The sequence below is a fragment of the Candidatus Synechococcus calcipolaris G9 genome (assembly GCF_029582805.1).
Classification (GTDB): domain Bacteria; phylum Cyanobacteriota; class Cyanobacteriia; order Thermosynechococcales; family Thermosynechococcaceae; genus Synechococcus_F; species Synechococcus_F calcipolaris.
The window spans coordinates 1,194,272-1,217,624 of record NZ_JAKKUT010000002.1 but is presented as its reverse complement, the minus strand read 5'-3'; the positions used below and the strand labels follow the sequence as shown (position 1 = coordinate 1,217,624).

Genomic DNA, 23,353 nt, shown 5'->3' with positions numbered 1-23,353 from the left:
TCGTCGCCCTGTTCCGCCTATCCTCTCCGGGTTAGGGATCGAGCCTGGCAAAGGATCAGGGCAAACCAACCCTGGGGATCCTGCCAAATCTGTTGGGGCGGTAATCCGGCGGCAGTGAGGTCTTGACGCAGACTGGCAAGATCAAATTTACGGGAAATTTCCGTGAGAATGGCTTCCCCCTGTGCCAGTTCAATCTCTAGGCCTAGGGCGGACAAGGTGGCCCGCTGATCGGTGCGGGAGTCTAGGTACATTTCAATTTGCTGCGCTTGGGGATTGTAAATGGCTCGATGGGAAAAGTTCTCCAGGCAAAAGTTCCCTTGAAATCGCCAGTTTAAGTGTTGCAGCATATTCAGGTTAAAGGCGGCGGTTATTCCCTGGGAATCGTTGTAGGCGGCTTCTAGAATGGGCGTGGATTTTTGTAGGTCTACCCCCAGTAAAAAGTATTCCCCTGGTTTCAAGCTTCGATGGATTAACTTAAAAAAGCGATCGCACTGATCCGGGGTTAAGTTGCCTAGGGTACTGCCAAAAAAGCAGATGATGCGCTTCGGCAATTGTAGGGGCGGTAAATGGGCTAACCCCAGTTCGTAGGTTGCCACCACACCAGCAATGGTGAGGGAAGGATAGTCCGCCAACAGGCCCAGGGCACTGTCCTTGAGAATACTTCCACTGACATCTAGGGGGAGATAGCGGAGCGGAAAATTAAGGGTTTGCTGGGCATTGAGGAGATGGCGAATTTTGCTGGAATTACCACTGCCGAGTTCCACCACTTCACAGGGGCCAATGGCCTGGGCGATCGCCGCCGATGAAGAGGCTAAAATGCTGATCTCTGTGCGGGTGGGATAGTATTCGGGCAAGGTGCAGATCTGTTCAAAGAGTTGGGACCCCCGATCGTCGTAAAAGTATTGAGCCGGGATAGTTTTGATGGGGTGGCGAGTGAGGCCCTCTAGGACATCTTGACCGGAGCAATCCTCTGCTTGGGGACTGGCAAAATGTTGCAGATGGAGGCGATCGCTCTGGAGATCGCGCTGAATAGAGACAGGATTCGCAAGGTGTGACACCATGGTGGAACTCTTCCTAGGGGTTTATAGTTATACGGAAATATGCCTGGGTAAGGATTTTAGGGCCCAATATTCACCATTCCAGGCCCAGACTTAGAATGACCGGGGCATGATCACTGGGTTGGGGTAAACCGCGAGGTTGAACATCAATGGTGCAGCCAATTAGATCGGGCAAAAGGGCTTCGCTAATGTAGTGGTGATCAATGCGCCAGCCCCGATTCCGCCGAAAGGATCCCTGGCGGTAGTCCCACCAAGAATAATGACCGGTCTCTGGGTTGCCATGGCGAAAAGCATCCACCAATCCCCCCTGGCGAATAGCCTCCAGGGCCTGGCGTTCCGGTTCCGAGGACATAATATGATTCTCGCGATCGCTGGGATCATGAATATCCCGATCCTCCGGGGCAATATTAAAGTCACCACAGAGGATAATCCGAGTTTGGGATTGGCCCTGAAGGGTATCCAGATAGATGCGGAGGGCCTCTAGCCAGGCCAATTTATAGGCATATTTGTCGCTACCCACACTGGAGCCGTTGGGAATATAGACGTTAATTAAGGCCACATCGGGCAAGGGGCAACCCATGATCAACCGTTTTTGCTCATCTAGGAATTCTTCCCGGTCGGGTAGGAGGGAAGCAAAGCCAACCTCGACCCGATCTAGGGGACGACGGCTGACAATTGCCACGCCATTGTAGGATTTTTGTCCGGCACAATAGACCTGATAGCCCCGCTCTAGAAAGGGTTGGTGTGGAAAGAGTTCATCCACCACTTTGGTCTCCTGCAAGCACAGGTAATCAACGGGATGGTGCTCTAGCCATTGGCAGACCTGCTCCAGGCGTGTCCGAATTGAATTCACATTCCAGGTTGCAATTTCCATCAAAAAACCCCGCCAAGGAGACGAGGCCATAATATCGACAACGGGTGGGTTTAGATCAGTTTGAGTTCGGGATAGGCCAACAGGACATCATCGGAACTAAGGGTGTCGCCGTCGGCTTGGGGTTGCCATAGAATCTCTACCGCCAGGAGGCGATCGCTACTCACGCCCCCTAGGGTCTGTAGAGCCAAGCGCAGATCCGCCGAACTATTCACCGCTGGTAGTGTCAACTTACCCAGGGTAGCCACTAGAAGGGTCACCACAATATATTCACCCACCGAGTCACCCACGGTATCTGTCCTGGAATCTGCCACGGCGATCGCTGATTCCTGGACCTCTTGGCGATAATTCGAGAGGGTTTCGGCGGCCAACTTGCCCCGCTCCATCAGAGCCAACTGATTGAATTGGGTTTCCGCCCCCTGAAGTTGGGTATCTTGTTTGGCGGTGCGGCCATAGACCCAGTAATCGGGGTGGCGGAGAAGGGCCAGGGTGGTTTCCTGGAGAACCTTGGTTAAACCCTCTGGGGTTTGGGTATTGGCACTGAGGGCAAGGCGATTGAGATCCGTCTGTAGCGATCGCGCCTCGGCAACTAGGCCAACTTGCACCGTTTGTAGGGAAACGGCGGGATTGGGGCTAAATTCATTCTCTTCTGTGCCACCATCACGGAACTGACGAAAGGCGGAAAACAGAAAATTGGCGACGACTCCTAAAAGAATAATCGTGAATAATCCGCCAAAACCACCCCCAAACCCAAAGAACGGAATCAAGAAGGGAAACCCTAGGCCACCACCATACCCTCGGCCGTAGCCATAACTACTGTTTCCACGGGGGGCACTGTAGGAGCGACTCGGAGAGGGACGGGAAAAGGAACCGCCACCGATGCGGCCACCACTGCGGGCTGCCAAGGCACTACCGGCATCGAGGACGATCTGGGCCATAAAGACTGCAATAATAATCACAGTCAAAAGGGGCTTAAATTTTTGCCAAATATTTTTAATCATGATCCAGTCTTGCGATAGACTTACTCTGAACGTATCTCCAGTGTATCGTGTTGGTCAGATCTAGTCTTTGTAAATTCTAGTCTTTGCAAATTTGCCATTGTCGTACCCAGAGTTAAGTTCTCCTCAACGTTGTTCTAAATTTGTTGCCATTTATTGCCGCGATCGCCCATGACTGTTTTTTCATTTCCAGGATTGATCAAGGATTTTCAAGATTGGTCAGCCAAGCGTCCTGGATATTCTGCCTGTCCCCTCGATCACCGAAATCCAGATTTGGCCTCTAGCCTGTATAAGATAGAGCCAGGCCAGGCCAATTATCCCCACTATCACCACGAAGGGGGCGATATTTTTTTAATTGTGGCCGGAGAAGGTGAACTGTTGACCTGTGATATGGTTCCCCCCGCTGACACCATTGCTATGGACGCGCTCACCCGCCGGCCGGTGCAAACCGGGGCCTATTTCCATGTGGATGCCCAGTGCCTCCATTGGATTCGCAATCTCTCTGGGGATCAACCCCTCTATTACCTAAATATTGCCCCCCTGTCCCATGAGGGCGATCGCGTAGATGTGACGATTGTGATTTAAGTTGTGATTTAATGAGAAAAATGTAAAAAATCGTAACGTAGCATACGGAGTCCCTTGATAAATTCGGCTACCTTGTTATAAATGCACTGTTATAGATACAGCTTGTTAGACGTGCAGTTTGACCTTGAAATTTTACCTTGACGACAGCAGTAATGGAGAGATCTCTATGGAAACGCCAATTATTGAGGCCCAAAGCCCCATAGAATCTGAGGCAATCTGGACTTCTCTGAAACGGGCGATCGCCCATAGTTCTGGATTTCAGCGTTGGCAACAGGAAGAAGATATTCATTACTCAATCAGCCAGTCTAACGTGGATGACTCCAAAGTCAACTATTCCAAAACGGATTTGGACACCCAGGTTTCTGCCTACCTGCGTCAAGCCCTGGAAACCCTAGCCTACTAAAAGCTCCCTTATCTCCTAAACGCCCCCTTTTTTCCTAAAAGCTAAAAACAGGCAATCTCCTTGAGGAATAGCAATACTAGAAGATGTAGACGCAATTTGATCTCCATCTATGCAATTTTCCTCGCCTGTCTCTATTCCCAATCATTGGCACCATGCAAGTATTGATACTGCCCTAACCTCCCTAGGAAGCAATCCTGATCAGGGACTCACAGAGGCTGAGGTCAGGCGGCGGCAGGAATCCTACGGCTCCAATGAGCTAAAGGAACAGAACCGGCGTCGTAAGTTTGATATTTTCATCGATCAGTTTCGGAATGTGATGCTGATCATGCTCCTCGTGGTGGCCGTGATCTCCGCCATTATAGATATTGCCGAGGGTTTTCAGGTAGAACAAGCCTTGGTCTTTCCCAAGGATGCCTTTGCGATCCTAATTGTGGTGATCCTCAATGGCATTTTGGGGTATGTCCAAGAGAGTCGGGCGGAAGAAGCCCTAGCTGCCCTGAAAAATATGTCGGCTCCCAAGGTTCGAGTTCTCCGGGAAGGGCGCAGCCAAGAAATTGATTCGCCCCAGTTGGTGGTGGGGGATATTGTCTTCCTAGAGGCAGGGGTGAAAATTTCGGCGGATGGGCGGCTCCTAGAGGCCATGAATTTACAGGTTAGAGAGTCTGCCCTCACGGGGGAAGCAGAGGCGGTGAACAAAAAGGCTGAGGTTGTTCTCCCGGAAGATACGGAACTGGGCGATCGGGTGAATCTGGTCTTTTCGGGAACGGAGATCACCCATGGGCGTGGGGTTGCCCTTGTAACCAGTATTGGTATGGATACGGAGCTGGGGAAGATTGCTACGGCCTTGCAGTCCGTTCAACAGGAGCCAACCCCCCTGCAAAAACGCATGACGGAATTGGGCAACAAGCTGGTTTGGATGGCGTTGGTCTTAGTCACCCTCGTGGTAGGGGGGGGAACCCTTTATAATCCTGAACTTTTTGGCCATCTGATTAAAGTTTCCCTGAGTATGGCGGTGGCGGTGGTACCAGAGGGCTTACCGGCAGTGATTACCGTTACCCTGGCCCTAGGAACCCAGCGGATGGTTAAACGCAATGCCCTGATTCGGCGGCTACCAGCGGTGGAAACCCTGGGGAGTGTCACGACCATCTGCTCTGATAAAACCGGAACCCTCACCCAAAACAAAATGGTGGTTCAAGGGATCCGCACCTACCAAGGCGAGGCGATCGCCAGCGGAGAAGGGTATCATCCCCAGGGCAATTTACAGGCCACCCTAGAAGAGACCGTAGCAACTAGGGCGGAACAGCAACTTTTACTTTTAGGCGGTGTCCTTTGCAACGATGCGGTATTACAGCAGGAGGACGGAAAATGGGGGATTTTGGGGGATCCAACGGAAGCGGCCCTACTGCCCTTGGCCATAAAGGGAGGGTTAAATCTAGACCGAGTGCGGGAAGCCTTTCCACGGGTGGGGGAATTTCCTTTTAATTCCGATCGCAAACGCATGAGTGTTTTTGTGACGCTACCCGTAGACCATGACTATGCCCTACCCCAAGACCCGTCCTACCTCATGGTGACGAAGGGATCTCCCGAATCCATCCTGGATCGCTGTCGTTACATTCAGATTGGCGAAGATCAGGCAACGTTGACCCCAGAGATAGTCCAAGAAATTATTAAACAGAATAATGAATTGGCGGCCCAAGGCCTGCGGGTTTTAGGATTGGCCTATCGCGGTTGGCAGGAACTACCGCCCCTAGGCTCTGAAGATACCAGTGAACAGGAGATGGTTTGGCTGGGATTAGTGGGTATTTTGGATCCGCCGCGCCCAGAGGTAAAGGTTGCGGTGGAAACCTGTCGTTCTGCGGGTATTCGGCCCATTATGATTACGGGGGATCATCAACTCACGGCCCAGGCGATCGCCGCTAGTATTGGCATTTGTCAACGGGGCGATCGGGTGCTAACCGGCCGCGAGATCGAAAAAATGAGTTCCGAGGAATTGGAACAGTCGGTGAATGAGGTCAGTGTCTATGCCCGTGTCTCCCCCGAACACAAGTTGCGCATTGTGCGGGCCCTACAACGGCAAAATCAAGTGGTAGCCATGACGGGGGATGGGGTCAATGATGCCCCTGCCCTTAAACAGGCAGATATTGGCGTGGCCATGGGCATTACCGGCACCGATGTCACCAAAGAAGCGAGTGAGATGGTGTTACTGGATGATAATTTTGCCACCATTGTTGCCGCCACCGAAGAAGGCCGGGTCATCTATGGCAATATCCGCCGCTTTATTAAATATATTCTCGGCTCTAATATTGGTGAAGTCATTACCATTGCCTCGGCCCCTTTGTTGGGGTTGGGAGGTGTACCCCTGACCCCCTTACAAATCCTATGGATGAACCTCGTCACCGATGGCTTACCGGCCCTTGCCCTAGCGGTTGAACCCGGCAGTGCCAATGTGATGAAGCGATCGCCCGTCAAGCCCAAGGATAGTATCTTTGCCGATGGCTTAGGAATGTATATGGTGCGGGTTGGCCTAATCTTGGCGATCGTCAGTATTGCCCTCATGGTGTGGGCCTACAGCTATACCAATGTCTACCAAACCGAATGGCTCCATCGGGAACGTTGGACAACCATGGTCTTTACCACCCTCTGTCTGGCCCAAATGGGTCATGCCATTGCCGTGCGCTCCGATACACGCTTAACCCTAGAAATGAACCCCTTAACCAATCCCTATATTTGGGCCGCCGTTCTGTTAACAACCGTTTTGCAACTACTGTTGATTTATGTCACACCCCTACGACTGTTCTTTGGTACCTATTGGCTCTCCCTGCGGGAATTGGCGATTTGTGTTGGCTGTAGCTTTTTGATCTTTGTTTGGGTTGAGCTAGAAAAAATTGTTTTACGATTTTGGCGACGCAGCCGTAGTTAAGGATGCCGCCATGATTGAGCATTGTAAATTCTAGAACTACGGTATCTCTAATCCTGTCCACCCTAGGGAGCAGCAACTTTTACGTTAAGATGGCCTTACGAAATAATGAGAATACCGTTTTGCCATACCCTACGAATATTTCGGGAATGTTGGGGTAGAGCAGCAGAATTTTGGAGGTCAATGGGTGATTCGAGCCGAGAGTGATGTCATTTTAGCAGTACGTGAACTGACGGCGGAGGTCGACGGTACTCCCATCCTCAAGGGGCTAAACCTAGAGATCAGGGCCGGCGAAATCCATACCATTATGGGCCCCAATGGCTCTGGTAAAAGCACCTTTTCCAAGATTCTGGCGGGGCATCCTGCCTATGCCATCACCGGCGGTGAAGTGATTTATCAGGGGCAAAATTTGCTGGAGCTTCCCCCAGAGGAGCGGGCCCGAGCCGGCCTATTCTTGGCCTTTCAGTATCCCCTGGAAATTCCTGGGGTGAGCAACCTAGATTTTCTGCGGGTGGCCTACAATGCCAAGCGGAAACACAACAGTCTAGAGGAATTGGATGTCTTTGACTTTGATGACTTGGTTCAAGAAAAACTAGATATTGTCAAGCTGGATAGTGCATTCCTGAGTCGGGGGGTCAATGAAGGGTTCTCCGGCGGTGAAAAGAAGCGCAATGAAATTCTGCAAATGGCTATTCTTGAGCCAACCCTCGCCATTTTGGACGAAACGGACTCCGGCTTAGATATTGATGCTCTGCGGATTGTCTCCAATGGGGTTAATCAACTGGCCAAGGACGATAATTGCATTTTATTGATTACCCACTACCAGCGTTTACTGGACTACATCATCCCCGACTATGTTCACGTGATGGAGGCGGGTCGGATTATTTTAACGGGGCCCAAAGAATTGGCTTTGGAGTTAGAAGCTCGCGGCTACGACTGGGTACGGGAGGAAGATGTTGAGGTGGCGGTTAAATAATGTCAGTTGTTGCTAACTCGGATCGGGCGGAAACCCGGGCGATCGCTGGTGTCACCCAGTTGGCGGATCTCTTGGCTCTGCCGGCCCCCTTAGATGACGAAAAAATTGGTGGGGATGGGGTGGTCTACCTGGAAGGGCTGCGGGATCGGGCCTTAGATTTTTTACATGAGCAGTCCCTACCCACGACAAAGGATGAGGATTGGCGATTTACGGATCTATCTCCCCTGGTCTCTCGAAAATTTGATCCCCTAGAAACCGAGCCAGATGGGGCCACCCTAGAATCGGCCCATTGCTTTTTGGGCGATCGCACCCTGGATGACGCCTATACCCTAATTTTTGTCGATGGCCATTTTGCCAGCCATCTCAGCCATGTCCCCCCCACGGCCACAGTGACCCTGACAAATCTTAGGGGCCAGGTTGACCAGGTGCGGCCCTACTTGGGGCAATTACCCGACGGGGACGAGGTTTTTACGGCCTTGAATACGGCTCGATTTCAGGATGCGGCAATTTTACAGGTTTTGGGGAACCAGGCCATTAGCCGCCCCATTCATATTGTCCATTTATTCACCCCCGGCCCTGCCAAAGTGATTCAACCCCGTCTTTTGGTGCTGGGGGCTGCCAACAGTACCGTAACCTTGGTGGAAGAGTATCTTTCCCAGGGGAGGGATGAGCATTTCATTAATGGCGTAACGGAAATTTACCTAGGGACGAATGCCCACATCAATCATGTGCGGATGCAAAATCTGGGAGATCGCAGTGTCATCGTGGGCAAAACGGTGATTTCTCAGGCTCGGGATAGCCACTACCAGGGGAATAGCATTAGTGTGGGCGGTCTTGTCGGTCGTCATAATTGGCACGTTTTCTGCCAGGGAGAGCAAACGGATACCCAACTCCATGGCCTCGTGGTTGCCACGGGAGAGCAGTTGGCGGATACCCATTCCGGGATTTACTTTAGTGCCCCCCATGGCCGTAGTCAGCAGGTGCATAAATGTATTGTTGGCGATCGCGCCCGGGCAGTTTTCAATGGCAAAATTGATGTTCCCAAGGCGGCCCAACTCACGGATGCGGCCCAAATGAGCCGAACCTTGTTGCTGTCACCGAAGGCGCGGGTGGATACTAAGCCCCAGCTAGAAATTGTGGCGGATAATGTCAAATGTGCCCACGGTGCTACGGTGAGCCAACTCAATCCTGAGGATATTTTCTATCTGCAAAGTCGTGGTTTAGATCCGCAGCAAGCTCAGGATTTACTGGTCAAAGCCTTTGCGATCGAGCAACTGGATAAAATTCCGATGCCTAATTTGCGCCTGCGGCTAGAGCAGTTAATCCTGGATAAGATTCATTTCCCCTAAACCCGACGCTAACTCTCCAGGGGAAAACGCCCCATGCTCCGTAATGATGCCCGTAATCAGGTGGGCCGGAGTGACATCAAAGGCGGGGTTATAAAAATCAACCCCTGCGGGGCAAATGCGACTAAACCCAACTTGATAGATTTCCTGGGGATTTCGCTCCTCAATGGGAATTTCTACGCCACTGCCAAGCTTAAAATCAATGGTGGAAACGGGGGCTGCCACATAGAAGGGAATCCCATGGGCCTGGGCGGCGAGGGCAACACTATAGGTACCAATTTTATTTGCGGTATCCCCATTGCGGGCAATGCGATCAGCTCCCACCACCACCGCATCAATTAACCCCTGCTGCATACAGTGGGCGGCCATGGTATCGGCAATCAACGTTACTGGAATGCCCTCCTGAACACATTCCCAGGTGGTGAGTTTGGCTCCCTGCATCCGGGGGCGCGTTTCATCGGCATAGACCCGCTCAAGGCGATCGCTACCCCAGGCAGAACGAATCACCCCTAGGGCCGTTCCATAGCCCGCTGTGGCCAAGGCCCCCGCATTACAGTGGGTGAGAATTCGCAGTTTTTCCGGTGTAGGCGGCAACACCCGCAGGCCATGGCCCCCAATGGCGCGACAGGTTTCCACATCCTCTGTGGCAATGGATTGGGCGGTTTTGAGCAGATCTTCTTGAATCTTAGGAATCGAACCGGAATGCCCCTTGGCTGCCTCCAGCATTTTGGCGATCGCCCAGAAAAGATTTACAGCCGTGGGCCGAGTTTGTCGCAACTCTGCCGCCACAGTTTCTAAATGGGCCAAGAACGCCGTTTTATCCCCCTGATCGCCAGTATATTCCCGGGACCCTAAAACTATGCCAAAGGCCGCTGCTACACCAATGGCGGGTGCGCCCCGGACAATCATGGTGCGAATGGCTTCGGCCATGTCACTGGATAGGCGCACATCCACAAACGTGTACTCATTGGGCAGGCGAGTTTGATCAATGAGTCGAACCCGATCCTCAAACCAAATCACTGGAAAAATTGAATCCATTCCTACTCCCGACCCTAAAAAATATAAATTATTTGTGAACTATTTATTTTTTGGTATCACAGGCATCATCCAAATACGGGTCTATTGATACAAAAATTTATACTACACCTCAAACTTAAAGAAAAGCTATAGATTTTCACATTCTTGCGAATGTCGCCCTTAGCTTCTTTACCATGGGGATGTGTTGAAATACAGGGGTACGCCGTGTTAAGCCGGTTCACACTTTCCAATCCACAACCCGAAGAACCCACGGAAAATAAACCATCGGGGTCGGCCCAGGTCTGGATCTTTCGCTGGGTCGTTCTCATGACTGTACTCACCCTATTTTTGATGGCGGTGGGGAGTGCGACTCGCGTGATGGAAGCGGGGTTGGCCTGCCCTGACTGGCCCCTGTGTTTTGGTGAACTGATTCCCCAACGGCAGATGAATCTGCAAGTCTTTTTAGAGTGGTTTCATCGCCTGGTGGCCACCTCCCTGGGCCTGTTCACCATCGGCCTAACCGCCGCAGCCTGGTGGTGGCGTAAAGCCTTACCCCAGGGATTTACCTGGGTGGCATCCTTTGCCCTTGTCTTAGTCATTGCCCAAGGAATTTTAGGGGGCTTGACGGTGACGGAACTGCTACGGTTTGAAATTGTTACGGCTCACCTGGGTACCGGCCTGCTTTTTTTCTGTGTGTTGATCAAGATGGCTGTATTTTTATCCCCCTATCAGGGAACCGGTACAGCCGGAAACTTAACGGCCTGGGGTCTGGTAGCCGGGTTACTCATCTATGGTCAAAGCATTTTAGGTGGTTTAGTCTCATCCCAGTGGGCGTTGCATCAGTGCCTCTACGGCGATCGCCTCTGTAGCATCATGAATAGTCACCTCATTGGGGTTGTGCCGGCAACCTTGAGTGTTATCGCTGTCCTTGTGGTAGCCTGGCGACGGGCAGCCCTGCATCCTCTTTTGCGGCGGTTAACCCAAGCTATTTGCCTGGCTTTGGTGTTACAACTACTCTTGGGTAGTGCAACCTACCAACTTAAATTACAAGTCCCGGCCCTCACGGTTGCCCATCAAATGATTGGGGCAACGCTCCTTGGCTTGCTTGTCGCCTTTACAACCTTGGCCTGGCGTGATAATCACTCTGAACTGACCTCAGCTTAAAAATTTTTGGCACTTCCTATGCAAGAAACAACTTGGACATCGGCGGATCAACGTGGCTTTCTTTCCCTGCTCAATGATTACTATCAACTCACGAAACCGCGCCTGATCCTTTTGTTTTTGATTACCACCGCAGCCTCCATGGAACTGGCCAGTCAGGGCGAAGTGAATCCTTGGTTATTTCTCGTTACCCTGGTCAGTGGTGCCCTAGCTGCCGGCTCTGCGAATACGATTAACTGCCTCTATGACAGAGATATTGATGGGATCATGGAGCGAACTCGCCACCGCCCCCTTCCCTCGGGCCGGGTTCAACCCTGGGAGGCATTGGTCTTTGCCATTGCCCTGGCGATGACATCTTTCCTGTTACTCACCATTTTTGCCAATCTGCTGAGTGGTCTTTTGGCCATGGCGGGGATTGCGGTATACGTGGGGGTCTATACCCATTGGCTGAAGCGATCTTCCTCCAAAAATATTGTCATTGGTGGCGCAGCGGGGGCGATTCCTCCCTTGGTGGGATGGGCGGCGGTCACTGGAGAATTAGCTTGGCCCGCCTGGGTTTTGTTTGCCATTATTTTTATTTGGACTCCGCCTCATTTTTGGCCCCTGGCGATGCTGATTCAGGATGACTATGCCCGGGTGAATGTGCCGATGTTGCCCGTAGTGGATGGGGATGGGGTGACGGCTAAGCAGATTTTTATCTATACCCTGGCCCTAGTGCCCACAACCCTGCTATTGGTCTATCCCTTTGGTGTATCGGGTTTCCTCTATGGGGCGATCGCTCTGGTTTTGGGCGGGATGTTTATCTATCGGGCCTGGGAATTAATGCAGGCCCCCAGTGATAAAGATGAAGCGCGATCGTTGTTTAAGTTTTCCATTTTATACATGATGCTGCTGTGCGCGGCCATGGCGATCGATAGCTTGCCCTTTACCCAGGAATGCTTAACCTCTCTGACGACGGCGATCGCCGCCATGGGAACCCGTTAGAACGGTACTGGGTTTATTTGGCACTTTATTTGTGACGTTGTTAGCTGGCTACGTTTCTGGGTTGAGTTTACATCCAGATTATCAATGGGATGCTTATGATGGGCGATCGCAAATCAGTTACATAATTTGAGTAGCGATTTATATTTGTAAAGAACATTTCTGTAAATCAGCTCCTTTGTATGAAGCGATCTGCCTCCTCAGTCCCAACATTTGATTCAATGCTCATACCCACAATTCAGGCTCTGCAAGTCCTTGGTGGGTCTGGGACGACTGAGGAGATTTACGACAAAGTAGCACAAATTCTTAATTTGCCGGATAAGGTGCTTGAAATTCCCCATGGTAGTACCTCCCAAAGTGAAGTTGAGTACCGTCTTGCCTGGAGCCGTACCTATTTGAAGAAGTATGGGCTTTTGCAAAATTCAGCACGTGGCGTATGGTCGTTAGTATCAACCTCACTTAATCCTGACGACCTGGATGCCAAAGAAATTGTTAAAGCTGTTCGAGATACAGAGAAGGGCAAGGTTGTTTCTTCAGACCCAATAACTGAAACTGTTGAATCCATCGAAACCTTGGAAGAGTTAGCATGGCATCAACAGTTGCACAAAATGCTATTAACTCTTGAGCCATCAGCGTTTGAGCGTTTGGCACAACGTCTACTGCGTGAGTCCGGATTTATTCAAGTTCAAGTTACAGGGAAATCTGGTGACGGTGGAATTGATGGAGTTGGCATTGCTCGGATTAATGGCTTCCTAAGCTTTCACGTTCTTTTTCAATGTAAGCGTTATCAAGGTTCAGTAACGGCAGGTCAAATTCGAGATTTTCGTGGAGCCATGCAAGGGCGAACTGACAAAGGGTTGTTGATCACGACTGGCACATTCACCAGAGATGCGATCAAGGAGGCAACACGCGATGGGGCACCACCGATTGATCTGATCGATGGAGAACAGTTAGTTCAACGCTTGAAAGAATTGGGGCTTGGTGTCAAGATCACAGTAATTGAGTCAGTGGAAGTCGATACAGATTGGTTTGCAAAAATTTAATACAATGGGGGCTAAATGGTTACAACTCTTAATAAACCATCTTCTTTAATCCATGAAATCCGACTTGAAAAAGTTGACAACTGGAATTTATTCAAATTCAGTGAATCTCTGCAACTGCAAATGGAGAACCTTCTAGAGAAGCAAAAAGCTGATCAGATCACGCCTGATGAAATTGCAGAACTGGATGCGATCGGAGAGTTAGATCGCATTTTTACCCATATCAACGCAATGCTTGCTGCTCAAAATGCCAATCAGTGATGAACTCAAGCAAGCCATTCGAGAGCGAGCTAAATATGTGTGCGAGTATTGTCATTCACCAGAGCGGTTGAGCGCCAATCGATTTACCTTTGATCATGTCATTCCAAAATCTTTGGGTGGTTCTGATGAACTTGATAATCTTGCACTTGCCTGTCGTCGCTGCAACGAGAGGCGATACAACTTTGTAGCTGGTATTGATCCAGATACTCAAGAGATTGTTCCTATTTTCAACCCGCGTAAACAGAAGTGGGGACAACATTTTGTTTGGCTAAATCAAGGTGTTGTTATAGAAGGAACTTCACCAATTGGTCGCGCAACTTGCCTGCGTCTTGATTTGAATGATTCCCGTTATCCTGAGAACGATTCTATTCGATCAACAAGACGGTTTTGGATACAAACTAAATTGCACCCTCCAGGAGATGATCCGTGCCAAGCCTAGTGGTGGGTGCTACTGCCAGCTAGCTAACTTCACCGATAGACGGCTGTGACCGTTTGGGCGAGGCGTTCCATGCCCAGGGCAATTTCTTCATCACTGGCGGTGAGGCTAATCCGTAGGCACTCGTGTTTATGCTGCCATTCTTCCTGGAGTCCGGGGAAAAAGGAACTACCGGGAACAACAATCACACCCGCTTGTTTCAACTCTTGATAGAGATCCCAGTCAGAAATGGGCAAATCCCGTAGCCATAACCAGGCAAAAATTGCCCCTTCGCCCCGATGTAAAAACCAAGGGAGGTGATCGGGTAAAAACTGATTGAGGGTGGTTTCTAAGACCGTGAATTTTTTCTGGTAAAACGGTCGAATCACATTTAGGGACACATCTGCCAGGGCCCCATTGGCAATGGCAAGGGCGGCGATCGCCTGGCCAAAACGGGATGAATGGATACAGGCATTGGTTTGAAAGGCCTCTAGGACACTTAAAATGCCACTATCGCCAATGGCAATACCCACCCGCTCCCCAGGCAGGCCGGCCTTGGATAGACTTAAACAATGGACAATATTACCGCCAAAGACTGGTACGAGTTCCGTAAAATTCAAACTGGGAAAGGGAGGGCCGTAGGCGGCATCCACCAAAACAGGGACACCGTAGGGAATGGCTAAATCTGCAATCTGGCGCACTTCCCCATCACTGAGGACATTACCTGTGGGGTTACAGGGGCGGGAAAAAATAACACAGCCCGTCGTACCATCAATCTGGAGTTGCCGAAAATCGGGACGGTACTTAAAGTAATGCTGGGTCTCGGCAATATCTAGGCGCGGCCGGTAGGCAACCACGGTTTCCGGGCTTAAACTAACGCCGCCATACCCCGTATATTCAGGGCTAAGGGGTAAAACGACTTTTTTGGATTCCCCATTGCCGAGGGGGCCCGCAAAGGCATTGGCGGCAAAGAAATAGATGGACTGACTCCCAGGGGTAATCAAGACATTTCGTTCCGTCAGATTCAGGTCATAGCGACGATTAAAATCTTCGACGATCGCCTCAATGAGGGGTTCATAGCCTTGGCTTGTACCATAGCGACAGACCACTTGGCCAAATTCGGGACTGGCCATGAGTTCCTGGGTACAATCCCGCCATAACTGTTCCACCTCTGGGACAATCAGGGGATTACCAGCACTGAGATTAATCAGATCCTGACCCCGATTGGATCGCAGGGTTTCGATAATATCTTTCATAATCGCCCGTACCCCTGTCAGAGACGACATTTGCAGACCAATGGGGGAGAGGGCAGGATTCATGACAATGCCTAGGGGTAATTTGGTGAACGTTTCTGATTATGCCCTAATCTCCTGGGCGATCGTAGAGGAGGTGGGTCACAACTTTACCCTGGAGTGTTTTTCCTAAAAAGGGCGTATTTTGGGCATGGCTATGGAGCGCATCCGCTGTAACCGTCCAGACCGGGTTGGGATCAAAGAGAATCACTTCCGAGGGTTGACCAGGGACGAGTTGGGCCGGGGTTTGCCCCAAAATCTCGGCGGGACGGGTACTCAAGGCCTGCCATAACTCTAGGGCCGTTAGTTGCTCCGTGGTGACAAGCTGCTGCCATAGACAGGGTAGGGCCAGCTCTAGGCCAATGGCCCCTGGTAGGGCTTCGGCAAAGGACACCATCTTTTCTTCGTAGGTCAGGGGGGTGTGATCAATGGCAATGGCGGCGATCGCCCCGGATTTGACACCAGCAATGAGGGCCTGCTGATCCCTGGGGGTTCCTAGGGGAGGATCGAGCCGTAAGTTGGGATCATAACTGCCTAAATCGGTGGTATTCAAAAGTAAATGGAGCCAGGAGACACTTGCGGTGGGTTTGAAGGCGGGGGCCTGGCCTTGGGCGTAAACCTGTTCCATCATCTCCACACTGCGGGCCGTGGACAGGCGCATGACATGGATGGGCAATTCGACGGTGGCGGCTAACTCCAGGATCATGGCCAGGGGCCCCGTCTCGGCGATCGCCCCCTGCTCCACTAAACCCAATGCCACAGCCTCAGGACTTTGGCGCATCACCCCCTGCCCCCCTAAGCCAGAATCAAAGGGCCACAGGGCCACGGGCCGATTAAAGGGTTGGAGATACTCTAGGGCCCGCTGCAAGAGGGGCCAATGGGTTAAGCCACGGCTATCGCTAAAGCCAACAATGCCACTGGCGGCTAACTCTGCCAGATCGTTTAGGGCTGTTCCCCCTAAATTTTGGGTCAACCCTGCCCATGCCCCCACCTGTACCCGAGAATTTTGAGCATTTTGCGATAGACCGGCCTGAATCTGTTGCCAGACCGCTGGGCCATCGATCGCCGGTTGGGTATCGGGCAACAGATGGATGCGACTAAATCCCCCCGCCGCCGCCGCCGCCACCAGAGAAGCGAGGGTTTCCCGGTATTCATAGCCCGGTTCACCGGAATGGCTGTAGAGATCCACCAAGCCCGGCCCCAAAATCAAGCCCTGGGCATTTTGACAGTATGTTTCGTCAGGGTAGGTGTCAATGTGGGGGGCGATCGCCAAAATGGATCGATCATCGAGCAACACATCGCCGCAAACGTCCCGCTGGTTCACCGGATCAAGAATGCGAACCTGTTGCAGCAACCGAACCACCATAGGGTCTACAATGCTCCAGCGGCCGTGGGGTCCAAAACTCCGCCTAAATGGGTGGTAATATTCATGGCTTGTAAGCGGGGATGACCGCCCTGGAGGGGATAGTCAATGATACTCACACCGCCATTGCCCTGCTTAAAATGCCAGAACTGCTCAATCCCTAACCCCGCCACTTGACACAAAATCAATTTATTAATGGCATCATGGGCAACCACTAACACCTGATGGGGCAACTGCTGGGGGCTGGAAGGCGATTCCCGTAATTCGTTAATTAATTGCTCCCACGCGGCGATCGCCCGCTCCCAAACCTGCCGTAGATTTTCGCCATTGGGCATTTGCACCACCGCCGGAGTCTGCCGCCAGCGATGAAGTTCCCCCGGATAGAGGGCTTCCACCTCCGGTTCAAACTTTCCTTCCCAGTCCCCATGGCTAATTTCTGCAAAGGCCGGTATCAATTTCAGGGGAACCTGGGGATGATGGGCCAGGATGGCCTCCGCCGTCGCCTTCGGCCGCAGCATCGGACTGCTAATGGCTTGATGGAAGGACACCTCTTTTAGAAAGGCGGCCACTTGCTCCCCCTGGGCCTGGCCCGTGGCATTGAGGGGAACATCGATTTGACCTTGAAACCGACCCTGACGATTCCAATCGGTCTCCCCATGGCGCACTAAAAAAATTCGCAGGGTTTGTTCCTTAAACCGAGGTGTGGGAAAGGGATTCCCCAAATGACTGGTGACATTAAGGGCCTCTAGCTGGGCCGGCTGCCCCCAGGCACCGGGAAAATTAAGCACCGTAATGCCGCAGTTGGCCTGCTGGAAACGTAAATATCCTTCAATACCCATCCCTAGGGCGGTACAGATCAGGGCCCGATTAATGCCACTGTGGGCCACAATTAAAATAGTTTGCCCAGAATGCTGCTCTAGTAGGGTTGGCCACACCTGCTGGGCCCGCTCAAAGAGGTCTCGCCCCGGATAAAAGGTAGTAACGTTGCCGGCCTCGTCTTTAATATCCATGGCCAACAAGTGGGGTTGCTCTTGCCAACAGCGGTAGGCCTCAGGAAATTTTTCTTTAACCTCTTCAAAATACATATCTTCCCACTGGGGTAGGGAAATTTCGATGAGGGTTTTGAGGGGGTAGGGTGAGGGAATGGAACCATTGGCAATGCCGGCAAAAATTTCGGCGGCGGTTTCTTGGGCCCGGCGCAGGGGACTGGTATAGAAGGCATCAAAGGCAATCCCCTTAAGGGCCTGGGCAACCCGTTGGGCCATTTGCCGGCCGCGATCGCTGAGGGCAGAGGCATCACTGTGGCCCTGGACACGCCCCTCGGCATTAAATGTACTTTCGCCGTGGCGGACAATAACAACTCGTGTGGACAGAACCAAATCCTCGTAAGTGCCAGAAGCATTTTACCCTGGATTGTTTTCCTTGGTGGGAATTAAAGCCTTTCCTGGTCGCTCTGCCAATATCACAACATCACAAATCAGCGTCGGCAGTATGTCACCAAAGATTCACCAATGGCATCGATCGCCAAGGTATGTTGCACCGCACCTAGGGCAATGGCTTCCTTGGGCATCCCATAGACAATACAGGTGGCTTCATCTTGGGCAATGGTGAGTCCCCCCGCTGCGGCCAAACAGCGCATTCCATCGGCACCATCATCCCCCATTCCCGTCAGTAGAATACCAATGGCTTCCTGGCCAAAGACTAAGGCAAGGGATCGTAACATCACATTCACTGAGGGACAGTGGCGTTCTGAGGCAGTGGGAGCAGACAGGAGTAATTTTCCCCGGCGATCCAGTTCCAGGTTACATTGATCGGGGGCAAAATAGACCACCCCCGGTTGCGGTGTTTCGCCGGTTTCACCAATTTTCACTTTTAGGGCACATTCCTGGCGGATCCACGAGACCAGCCCCTCCAGAAAACCCATACTAATATGCTGCGTACAGAGAATGGGTAAGGGAAAATTCCCCGGCAGTTTGGACAGAATCTTGGCGATCGCCTGGGGGCCCCCTGTGGATGCACCAATACCAATAATGGTATATTTTCCATTTTGTTGAAACTTGATTGGGGGCGATGACGGTTGCCCAGAGGATTGTCCATTAGTGGGTGTACCCAGGGTTGGCCGCAGGGGCCGCGTAAATACCTTAACCCCTGCCAGAACCTTGATTTTATTAATCAGTTGCCCTCGGTCGTAGTCGGCAATCAATCCTGTCCCCGGTTTTGGAAAAACATCGATCGCCCCGGCCTGCAATAACTGAAAGGCATTTTGCTCGTTGCCTTGGCCCACGGCCACACTAATCACCAAAATGGGGCGGGGATAGCGGGCCATAATCTGACGTGTAAGCTCCACCCCATCCATCTCCTTCATGTAGAGATCGGTGCAGATCACATCGGGCTTGGATTCAGGAATACGCAGGAGGGCATCTTTGCCATTTTGGGCAGTTCCCACCACCTCCAGACCGGGGGCGGCTTGCAGAATTTGCTCTAGGATGTGCAGGGCAATGGGGGAATCTTCCACCAGAAAGACACGGATAGCCATGGAGGTCTTAGGGCCGTTCCTTAGGAGACACGCTTGCTGGCGAGAACCTTAATCTTAGTGACAAGGGCACTCTTGAGCCGTTCGTAATCCGTGGATATGCCACTGGTGGGCTTGGGAAAGAAGTCGAGAGCCCCTGCCTGCATCAAATTATAGATATTATCCACATCACTGGGCTGCACCGCGTTGCTAACGACCAGAACCGGCCGGGGAAAGCGTTTCATCACTTCCTTCGTGAACTCCAGCCCATCCATGCCAGGCATCTGAAGATCGGTACAAATCACGTCCGGCTGATTTTGCTCAATTACTTGGAGACCTGAGGCACCATCTAGGGCCGTACCTACGACTTCCACTTCCTCTGATGAGTTGATCAGCCGTTGCAGAATTTCTAGGGCCACCACGGAATCTTCAATGAGAACTACTTTAATTTTCGCCATAAATAAAATTCCTTAAGGTATTCAACAATAACGTCTGATCAAAATCCCCCTTGGTCAGGTAGGCACTGGCCCCGGCATTCATGGCCCGTTGGCGATCGCTATCGGCGGCTAAGGTGGTGACGAGAATAATCGGCAACTTATTATAGTCACTTAAGCGGCGAATTTTCTCAGTCATTTCAATGCCAGATTGGTTGGGCATTTCCACATCCGAGACCACCGCATCAAACTCCCCGGCCCGCAACTGATGAAAGCCGTCCATGCCATCCACGGCCGTTGTCACCGCATAGCCCGACGCTTCTAAAATCCGGCGCAACTGGGTACGAATGGGCAGGGAATCTTCCACCAGTAGGACATTGGGCTTGGCGATCGCCTCGGCACTGAGCCGTTCCAGGGAGGTGTGGGCCCCAGGCACCTGAATCAGATCCTGGGGATTGAGAATATGGCAAATTTCACCACTACTGAGAATCGTCACCCCCAGGAGGTTGGGAACCCGTTTCAGTAGTTTACTCTGGGTTTTGAGTTGAATATCTTGGCAATCAATTAACTCGTCCACAATCATGCCCCGATAATGCTCCCCTTGGCGCAGCACCATACAGGGATACTGACGCAGGCGATCGCGGTGGGGATGATCCAAAATATCCGCCAACCAACTCACCCCAATGGGCTGTCCCTGCCAGACAATACTGGGACTTCCATCAATGGTGATCATTTGATCCGTGGTGAGTAGGAGCGAGGTTTCCACCGCATCCGTGGGCACGCCATAGTAGGTTTCCCCCAGGCGGACAACAAGAATGGGGATGGTGGCCCGATTTCCCCGCAACGTCACCCGAAAGGTACAGCCATTTTGGGGGCGGGATGTCACCGTCAGGGTTCCCTTGAGTCGCTCCACATTGGCCCGTACCACATCCAGACCCACGCCCCGGCCAGAAATTTCCGTCACCTGGGAGCGGGTGGAAAACCCTGGCATAAAGACCAAGGCTTCAATCTGGCTAGGAGTCATCATGGCCAGTTCGGTGGCGGTGCGTAATCCCCGCTTAATGGCCGTTTGCTTAATGGCCTCCAGGTCTAAGCCCCGACCATCATCCGTCACTTCGATGACAATTTCACTGCCCCGGATCGCCCCCCGCAGAATTAAGGTGGCTGCCGCTGGTTTGCCCTGGCTCAGTCGCTCCTCCGGTGATTCAATTCCGTGATCAATGGCATTCCGTAGCAGGTGGGTGAGGGGGGCCTTCATTTCCTCTAGGATGCGGCGATCCACGGAGTTGTCGGCTCCTTCCACAATAAAATCAACCTGTTTCTTCTGTTGCTTGGCCAGATCCCGCACTGTGCGTGGAAAGAGGTTAAAAATACTGGAAAAGGGCAGAAGCTGAAGATTGCGAACATCGGTTTCCAGAATATCTGCCAAGACTTCTAGGCGGGAATCATCCACCTGGGTATTACCCACCAACTGCTGTAGGGATTGACCAATCAAGTCAAGCTGCTTTTGTAACTGGTGGTAGGTTTGGCGCAGGGGAACCGTACTGGAATCACTGCCTAAGAACTGTTGCCCTTGGCTGGCTTGGCGTTGGGCCTCTTCCCAAAGTTCATTCAGGGTATGGATGACAATCCGCTGGCGGGCAATCCGCTGCTGGGTCACGCTTAACTCGCCAATGTGGTGCATGAGGGCATCGAGTTTAGTGGCCTCAATTCGCACCGTATCAAAGCGATATTCTTCTTCTACTATTTCCTGGGGAGAGGGAATCTCTGGGGGTGGAGGCAGGGGCAGACGGGGTTCCGATTCCTGGGCCGTGGTATCCCTGAGCAGTTGTTCAAAATCAGCGATCGCCCCTAGGTCAGCCTCAAACAAGGTAGGTTCTGGGGTTAGATCTGGGGCAACTTCCGCTCCTCTATCTGGGATTTGGGCTGGGTCTTCCCCCTCACTGCTGGAACCAATGAGGGCCAAAAGTTGGGCAGACACATGGAAGACACTAACGCCGGAGGGAGTTCCCGTCACCGCTTCCTGGGCAACTTTTTTAATCGCATCTACGCCTTCGTAGAGGCAATCAAATACCTGGGGTGAAAAACTCGCCTCGCCATTGTGAACGGCCGTGAGAATTTCTTCGATGTGATGGGTCAAGGATTCGGCGTCTGTTACCCCCAGCATTCTGGAGTCCCCCTTCAGGGAGTGGGTTTCCCGGAGTAGCTCCTCCAGCTTGCCCCGATCCTGCGGTTGCTTTTCCAGAACCAAAAGACCTGCTTCAATATTGTGCAGATGCTCCTGACTGGCTGCCTGGTAAAGATTCCGTAGTTCGTCGTCCTCGATATACATAGGCCATTTACACTCGCTCTTTCAGGGTCTGGGCAGACTCAAGCAGTTGTTGGGTGGCGGTTTTGATCTGGGACACACTGGTGGAAGCTTCCCTGGCTCCTAAGTTAATAGCATTCATGGCGGAGACGGCCTGCTGCACCCCCACGGCTTGCTGCTTAGAACTCAGGGCAATCTGTTGACTGTTGACAAAGACGGAATTAATGGAATCGGCAATGGTTTCAAAGGTTTCCCGGGTGGACTGGGCCAATTTAATACATTCGGCGGCGGTTTTGGTTCCTTCGTCCGTGACCATGACGGTGCTATTAATGGAGGCCTGGGTTTCCCGAATCAGGGCGGTAATCTTTTCTGCGGATTTTTTACTCTGATCCGCCAGCTTCCGTACTTCCTGGGCAACGACGGAGAAGCCCTTACCCTGCTCCCCGGCCCGGGCGGCTTCCACGGCGGCATTCAGGGCGAGAATATTGGTCTGATTGGCAATGTCTGCCACCAGTTCCGACACCGAAGTGATTTGGGTGGTTTGTTCGCTCAGTTGCATAATCTTTTCTGCGATCGCCGAGACGTTATCTTTGAGGACATCAATACCTTCGGTAGTATGACGCACCCCCTGAAGCCCAGAGGTGGAAAGTTCCATGGTCTGTTTAGCTCCAGCCGAGGAGGCATCCGCTTGCTCCGCAGATTGGCGGGATGAGGCCCCCAATTCTTCCATGGTGGTAGTAGTTTGATTCACCGAGGCGGCCTGTTGGGCAATCACCTTTTCCTGCTCGGCAATGGCGGCGGCGGTTTCCGTGGAGGCACTGGCAATTTGGTTGGCAATACCGGAAAGAACCTTGGTAATCCGTTGAATCACAAAACCAACAATCACCAAAATGATTAATTCGGCAACAACGACCACGGTTTCCAGGACAAACACCCGTTGATATTCCCGGCCGGCTATTTTCTCCATTACACTGTTAGCATTGTTTGTCGCATCAAAAAGTTCTTCACTCCTCTCAGCAATGGCAGCGGTGTTAATTTGGGGACGATTGAGTTCAACCTTGAGGGCGTCCCACTGCTGTTGCACATTTTGCATTGCCTGGCGAAATTCAGGATCCGTTGCTGGGGGAATATCCTGGGCTGGATCACCATTGATCAACGTATTAATCCGCTCATCTGTAGCCGTTATTAAATCTGTAGGGACTTGGCCGAGGAGACGTAATTTGACAATCCGCTGGGTTCCCCCCCGCACTAGGCCCGCCTCATTGATGATTTTGGGATATTTACTGGTTTGACTGAAAAGAATAATCCCCAAGCTGCTAATGGCCATAAAGCCGACGGCACTGGTCAGTAAATACAGTTGGTATCTAATCCGCATCCAAACATCCTCACAAATAAAAAATTAAACTAATCTAATC

At 51.9% G+C, this 23,353-nt stretch carries 21 protein-coding genes; 10 read left to right on the top strand and 11 right to left on the bottom strand.

The annotated features are described in order from the left end of the window. Nucleotides 1-17 precede the first annotated feature (17 nt). From egtD to L3556_RS08785, 3 genes are all read right to left on the bottom strand, one after another. Nucleotides 18-1,061 carry an L-histidine N(alpha)-methyltransferase gene (gene egtD / locus L3556_RS08795; protein ID WP_277866903.1) on the bottom strand — a complete coding sequence of 348 codons (1,044 nt, stop codon included), beginning with the start codon at nt 1,059-1,061 and terminating at the stop codon, nt 18-20. A gap of 70 nt (nt 1,062-1,131) precedes the next feature. Further along, entirely contained in the window at nt 1,132-1,932 is an 801-nt protein-coding gene (gene xth / locus L3556_RS08790) for an exodeoxyribonuclease III (RefSeq protein WP_277866902.1), read from the bottom strand. Between the two features lie 50 nt (nt 1,933-1,982). Further along, on the bottom strand, nt 1,983-2,930 hold the full coding sequence (locus L3556_RS08785; RefSeq protein ID WP_277866901.1) for a DUF1517 domain-containing protein: 948 nt from the start codon (nt 2,928-2,930) through the stop codon (nt 1,983-1,985). 168 nt (nt 2,931-3,098) lie between these two features. Here L3556_RS08785 and L3556_RS08780 point away from each other — a divergent pair, with 168 nt between their 5' ends. The 5 genes from L3556_RS08780 to sufD all read left to right on the top strand — a co-directional run bounded on the left by L3556_RS08780 (nt 3,099) and on the right by sufD (nt 9,157). Further along, complete coding sequence (locus L3556_RS08780; RefSeq protein ID WP_277866900.1) at nt 3,099-3,512, top strand: cupin domain-containing protein; 414 nt, start codon at nt 3,099-3,101, stop codon at nt 3,510-3,512. 166 nt (nt 3,513-3,678) lie between these two features. After that, a complete protein-coding gene (locus L3556_RS08775) occupies nt 3,679-3,915 on the top strand; it encodes a hypothetical protein (protein ID WP_277866899.1) in 237 nt (78 codons plus the stop codon). Nucleotides 3,916-4,024: 109 nt separating this feature from the next. After that, entirely contained in the window at nt 4,025-6,835 is a 2,811-nt protein-coding gene (locus L3556_RS08770) for a cation-translocating P-type ATPase (RefSeq protein WP_277866898.1), read from the top strand. A 184-nt stretch (nt 6,836-7,019) separates the two neighbouring features. After that, complete coding sequence (gene sufC / locus L3556_RS08765) at nt 7,020-7,808, top strand: Fe-S cluster assembly ATPase SufC (protein ID WP_277866897.1); 789 nt, start codon at nt 7,020-7,022, stop codon at nt 7,806-7,808. Next, entirely contained in the window at nt 7,808-9,157 is a 1,350-nt protein-coding gene (sufD, locus tag L3556_RS08760) for a Fe-S cluster assembly protein SufD (protein ID WP_277866896.1), read from the top strand. The genes sufC and sufD overlap by 1 nt, the downstream gene beginning before the upstream one ends. Here the strand turns inward: sufD and mtnA are convergent. After that, the gene (gene mtnA / locus L3556_RS08755; RefSeq protein WP_277866895.1) at nt 9,128-10,192 is read right to left on the bottom strand and encodes an S-methyl-5-thioribose-1-phosphate isomerase; all 1,065 of its coding nucleotides are present in this window, start codon (nt 10,190-10,192) and stop codon (nt 9,128-9,130) included. The genes sufD and mtnA overlap by 30 nt on opposite strands. Nucleotides 10,193-10,396: 204 nt before the next feature. Here mtnA and L3556_RS08750 point away from each other — a divergent pair, with 204 nt between their 5' ends. From L3556_RS08750 to L3556_RS08730, 5 genes are all read left to right on the top strand, one after another. Next, nucleotides 10,397-11,335, top strand: a complete 939-nt coding sequence (locus L3556_RS08750) for a COX15/CtaA family protein (protein ID WP_277866894.1) — start codon at nt 10,397-10,399, stop codon at nt 11,333-11,335. An 18-nt stretch (nt 11,336-11,353) separates the two neighbouring features. Further along, nucleotides 11,354-12,316: a heme o synthase gene (locus tag L3556_RS08745; RefSeq protein ID WP_277866893.1), complete on the top strand. Its 963-nt coding sequence runs from the start codon at nt 11,354-11,356 to the stop codon at nt 12,314-12,316. 179 nt (nt 12,317-12,495) lie between these two features. Further along, nucleotides 12,496-13,356 carry a restriction endonuclease gene (locus L3556_RS08740; protein WP_277866892.1) on the top strand — a complete coding sequence of 287 codons (861 nt, stop codon included), beginning with the start codon at nt 12,496-12,498 and terminating at the stop codon, nt 13,354-13,356. Nucleotides 13,357-13,371: 15 nt separating this feature from the next. Then, nucleotides 13,372-13,614 (top strand): hypothetical protein, encoded by a 243-nt coding sequence (locus L3556_RS08735; RefSeq protein WP_277866891.1) that lies wholly within the window; start codon nt 13,372-13,374, stop codon nt 13,612-13,614. Then, nucleotides 13,601-14,053, top strand: coding sequence for an HNH endonuclease (locus L3556_RS08730; protein WP_277866890.1), 453 nt, complete (start codon nt 13,601-13,603; stop codon nt 14,051-14,053). Before L3556_RS08735 ends, L3556_RS08730 begins: the two co-directional genes overlap by 14 nt. A gap of 29 nt (nt 14,054-14,082) precedes the next feature. Here L3556_RS08730 and L3556_RS08725 read toward each other — a convergent pair whose 3' ends face one another. The 7 genes from L3556_RS08725 to L3556_RS08695 form a co-directional block, all read right to left on the bottom strand. Beyond that, nucleotides 14,083-15,348 (bottom strand): valine--pyruvate transaminase, encoded by a 1,266-nt coding sequence (locus L3556_RS08725; RefSeq protein ID WP_277866889.1) that lies wholly within the window; start codon nt 15,346-15,348, stop codon nt 14,083-14,085. 43 nt (nt 15,349-15,391) lie between these two features. Next, the gene (locus L3556_RS08720) at nt 15,392-16,687 is read right to left on the bottom strand and encodes a dihydroorotase (RefSeq protein WP_277866888.1); all 1,296 of its coding nucleotides are present in this window, start codon (nt 16,685-16,687) and stop codon (nt 15,392-15,394) included. 5 nt (nt 16,688-16,692) lie between these two features. Continuing rightward, nucleotides 16,693-18,063, bottom strand: a complete 1,371-nt coding sequence (locus L3556_RS08715; protein WP_479682440.1) for a histidine phosphatase family protein — start codon at nt 18,061-18,063, stop codon at nt 16,693-16,695. Nucleotides 18,064-18,161: 98 nt separating this feature from the next. Next, nucleotides 18,162-19,220, bottom strand: a complete 1,059-nt coding sequence (gene cheB / locus L3556_RS08710; protein WP_277866887.1) for a chemotaxis-specific protein-glutamate methyltransferase CheB — start codon at nt 19,218-19,220, stop codon at nt 18,162-18,164. Nucleotides 19,221-19,240: 20 nt separating this feature from the next. Beyond that, complete coding sequence (locus L3556_RS08705; RefSeq protein WP_277866886.1) at nt 19,241-19,654, bottom strand: response regulator; 414 nt, start codon at nt 19,652-19,654, stop codon at nt 19,241-19,243. Further along, nucleotides 19,641-21,962 (bottom strand): hybrid sensor histidine kinase/response regulator, encoded by a 2,322-nt coding sequence (locus L3556_RS08700; RefSeq protein WP_277866885.1) that lies wholly within the window; start codon nt 21,960-21,962, stop codon nt 19,641-19,643. Before L3556_RS08700 ends, L3556_RS08705 begins: the two co-directional genes overlap by 14 nt. A 7-nt stretch (nt 21,963-21,969) precedes the next feature. After that, nucleotides 21,970-23,313: a methyl-accepting chemotaxis protein gene (locus L3556_RS08695; RefSeq protein WP_277866884.1), complete on the bottom strand. Its 1,344-nt coding sequence runs from the start codon at nt 23,311-23,313 to the stop codon at nt 21,970-21,972. Between the last annotated feature and the right edge of the window lie 40 nt (nt 23,314-23,353).

Bases quoted from the DNA above. Each gene is read 5' to 3' on its own strand.
- L3556_RS08740 (WP_277866892.1), top strand. From the start codon at position 12,496: ATGAAGCGATCTGCCTCCTCAGTCCCAACATTTGATTCAATGCTCATA.
- L3556_RS08730 (WP_277866890.1), top strand. From the start codon at position 13,601: ATGCCAATCAGTGATGAACTCAAGCAAGCCATTCGAGAGCGAGCTAAA.
- L3556_RS08770 (WP_277866898.1), top strand. From the start codon at position 4,025: ATGCAATTTTCCTCGCCTGTCTCTATTCCCAATCATTGGCACCATGCA.
- xth (WP_277866902.1), bottom strand. From the start codon at position 1,932: ATGGAAATTGCAACCTGGAATGTGAATTCAATTCGGACACGCCTGGAG.
- L3556_RS08745 (WP_277866893.1), top strand. From the start codon at position 11,354: ATGCAAGAAACAACTTGGACATCGGCGGATCAACGTGGCTTTCTTTCC.
- L3556_RS08725 (WP_277866889.1), bottom strand. From the start codon at position 15,348: ATGAATCCTGCCCTCTCCCCCATTGGTCTGCAAATGTCGTCTCTGACA.
- L3556_RS08695 (WP_277866884.1), bottom strand. From the start codon at position 23,313: ATGCGGATTAGATACCAACTGTATTTACTGACCAGTGCCGTCGGCTTT.
- L3556_RS08735 (WP_277866891.1), top strand. From the start codon at position 13,372: ATGGTTACAACTCTTAATAAACCATCTTCTTTAATCCATGAAATCCGA.
- L3556_RS08780 (WP_277866900.1), top strand. From the start codon at position 3,099: ATGACTGTTTTTTCATTTCCAGGATTGATCAAGGATTTTCAAGATTGG.
- sufD (WP_277866896.1), top strand. From the start codon at position 7,808: ATGTCAGTTGTTGCTAACTCGGATCGGGCGGAAACCCGGGCGATCGCT.
- L3556_RS08775 (WP_277866899.1), top strand. From the start codon at position 3,679: ATGGAAACGCCAATTATTGAGGCCCAAAGCCCCATAGAATCTGAGGCA.
- L3556_RS08700 (WP_277866885.1), bottom strand. From the start codon at position 21,962: ATGTATATCGAGGACGACGAACTACGGAATCTTTACCAGGCAGCCAGT.
- L3556_RS08705 (WP_277866886.1), bottom strand. From the start codon at position 19,654: ATGGCGAAAATTAAAGTAGTTCTCATTGAAGATTCCGTGGTGGCCCTA.
- L3556_RS08785 (WP_277866901.1), bottom strand. From the start codon at position 2,930: ATGATTAAAAATATTTGGCAAAAATTTAAGCCCCTTTTGACTGTGATT.
- mtnA (WP_277866895.1), bottom strand. From the start codon at position 10,192: ATGGATTCAATTTTTCCAGTGATTTGGTTTGAGGATCGGGTTCGACTC.
- egtD (WP_277866903.1), bottom strand. From the start codon at position 1,061: ATGGTGTCACACCTTGCGAATCCTGTCTCTATTCAGCGCGATCTCCAG.
- L3556_RS08720 (WP_277866888.1), bottom strand. From the start codon at position 16,687: ATGGTGGTTCGGTTGCTGCAACAGGTTCGCATTCTTGATCCGGTGAAC.
- cheB (WP_277866887.1), bottom strand. From the start codon at position 19,220: ATGGCTATCCGTGTCTTTCTGGTGGAAGATTCCCCCATTGCCCTGCAC.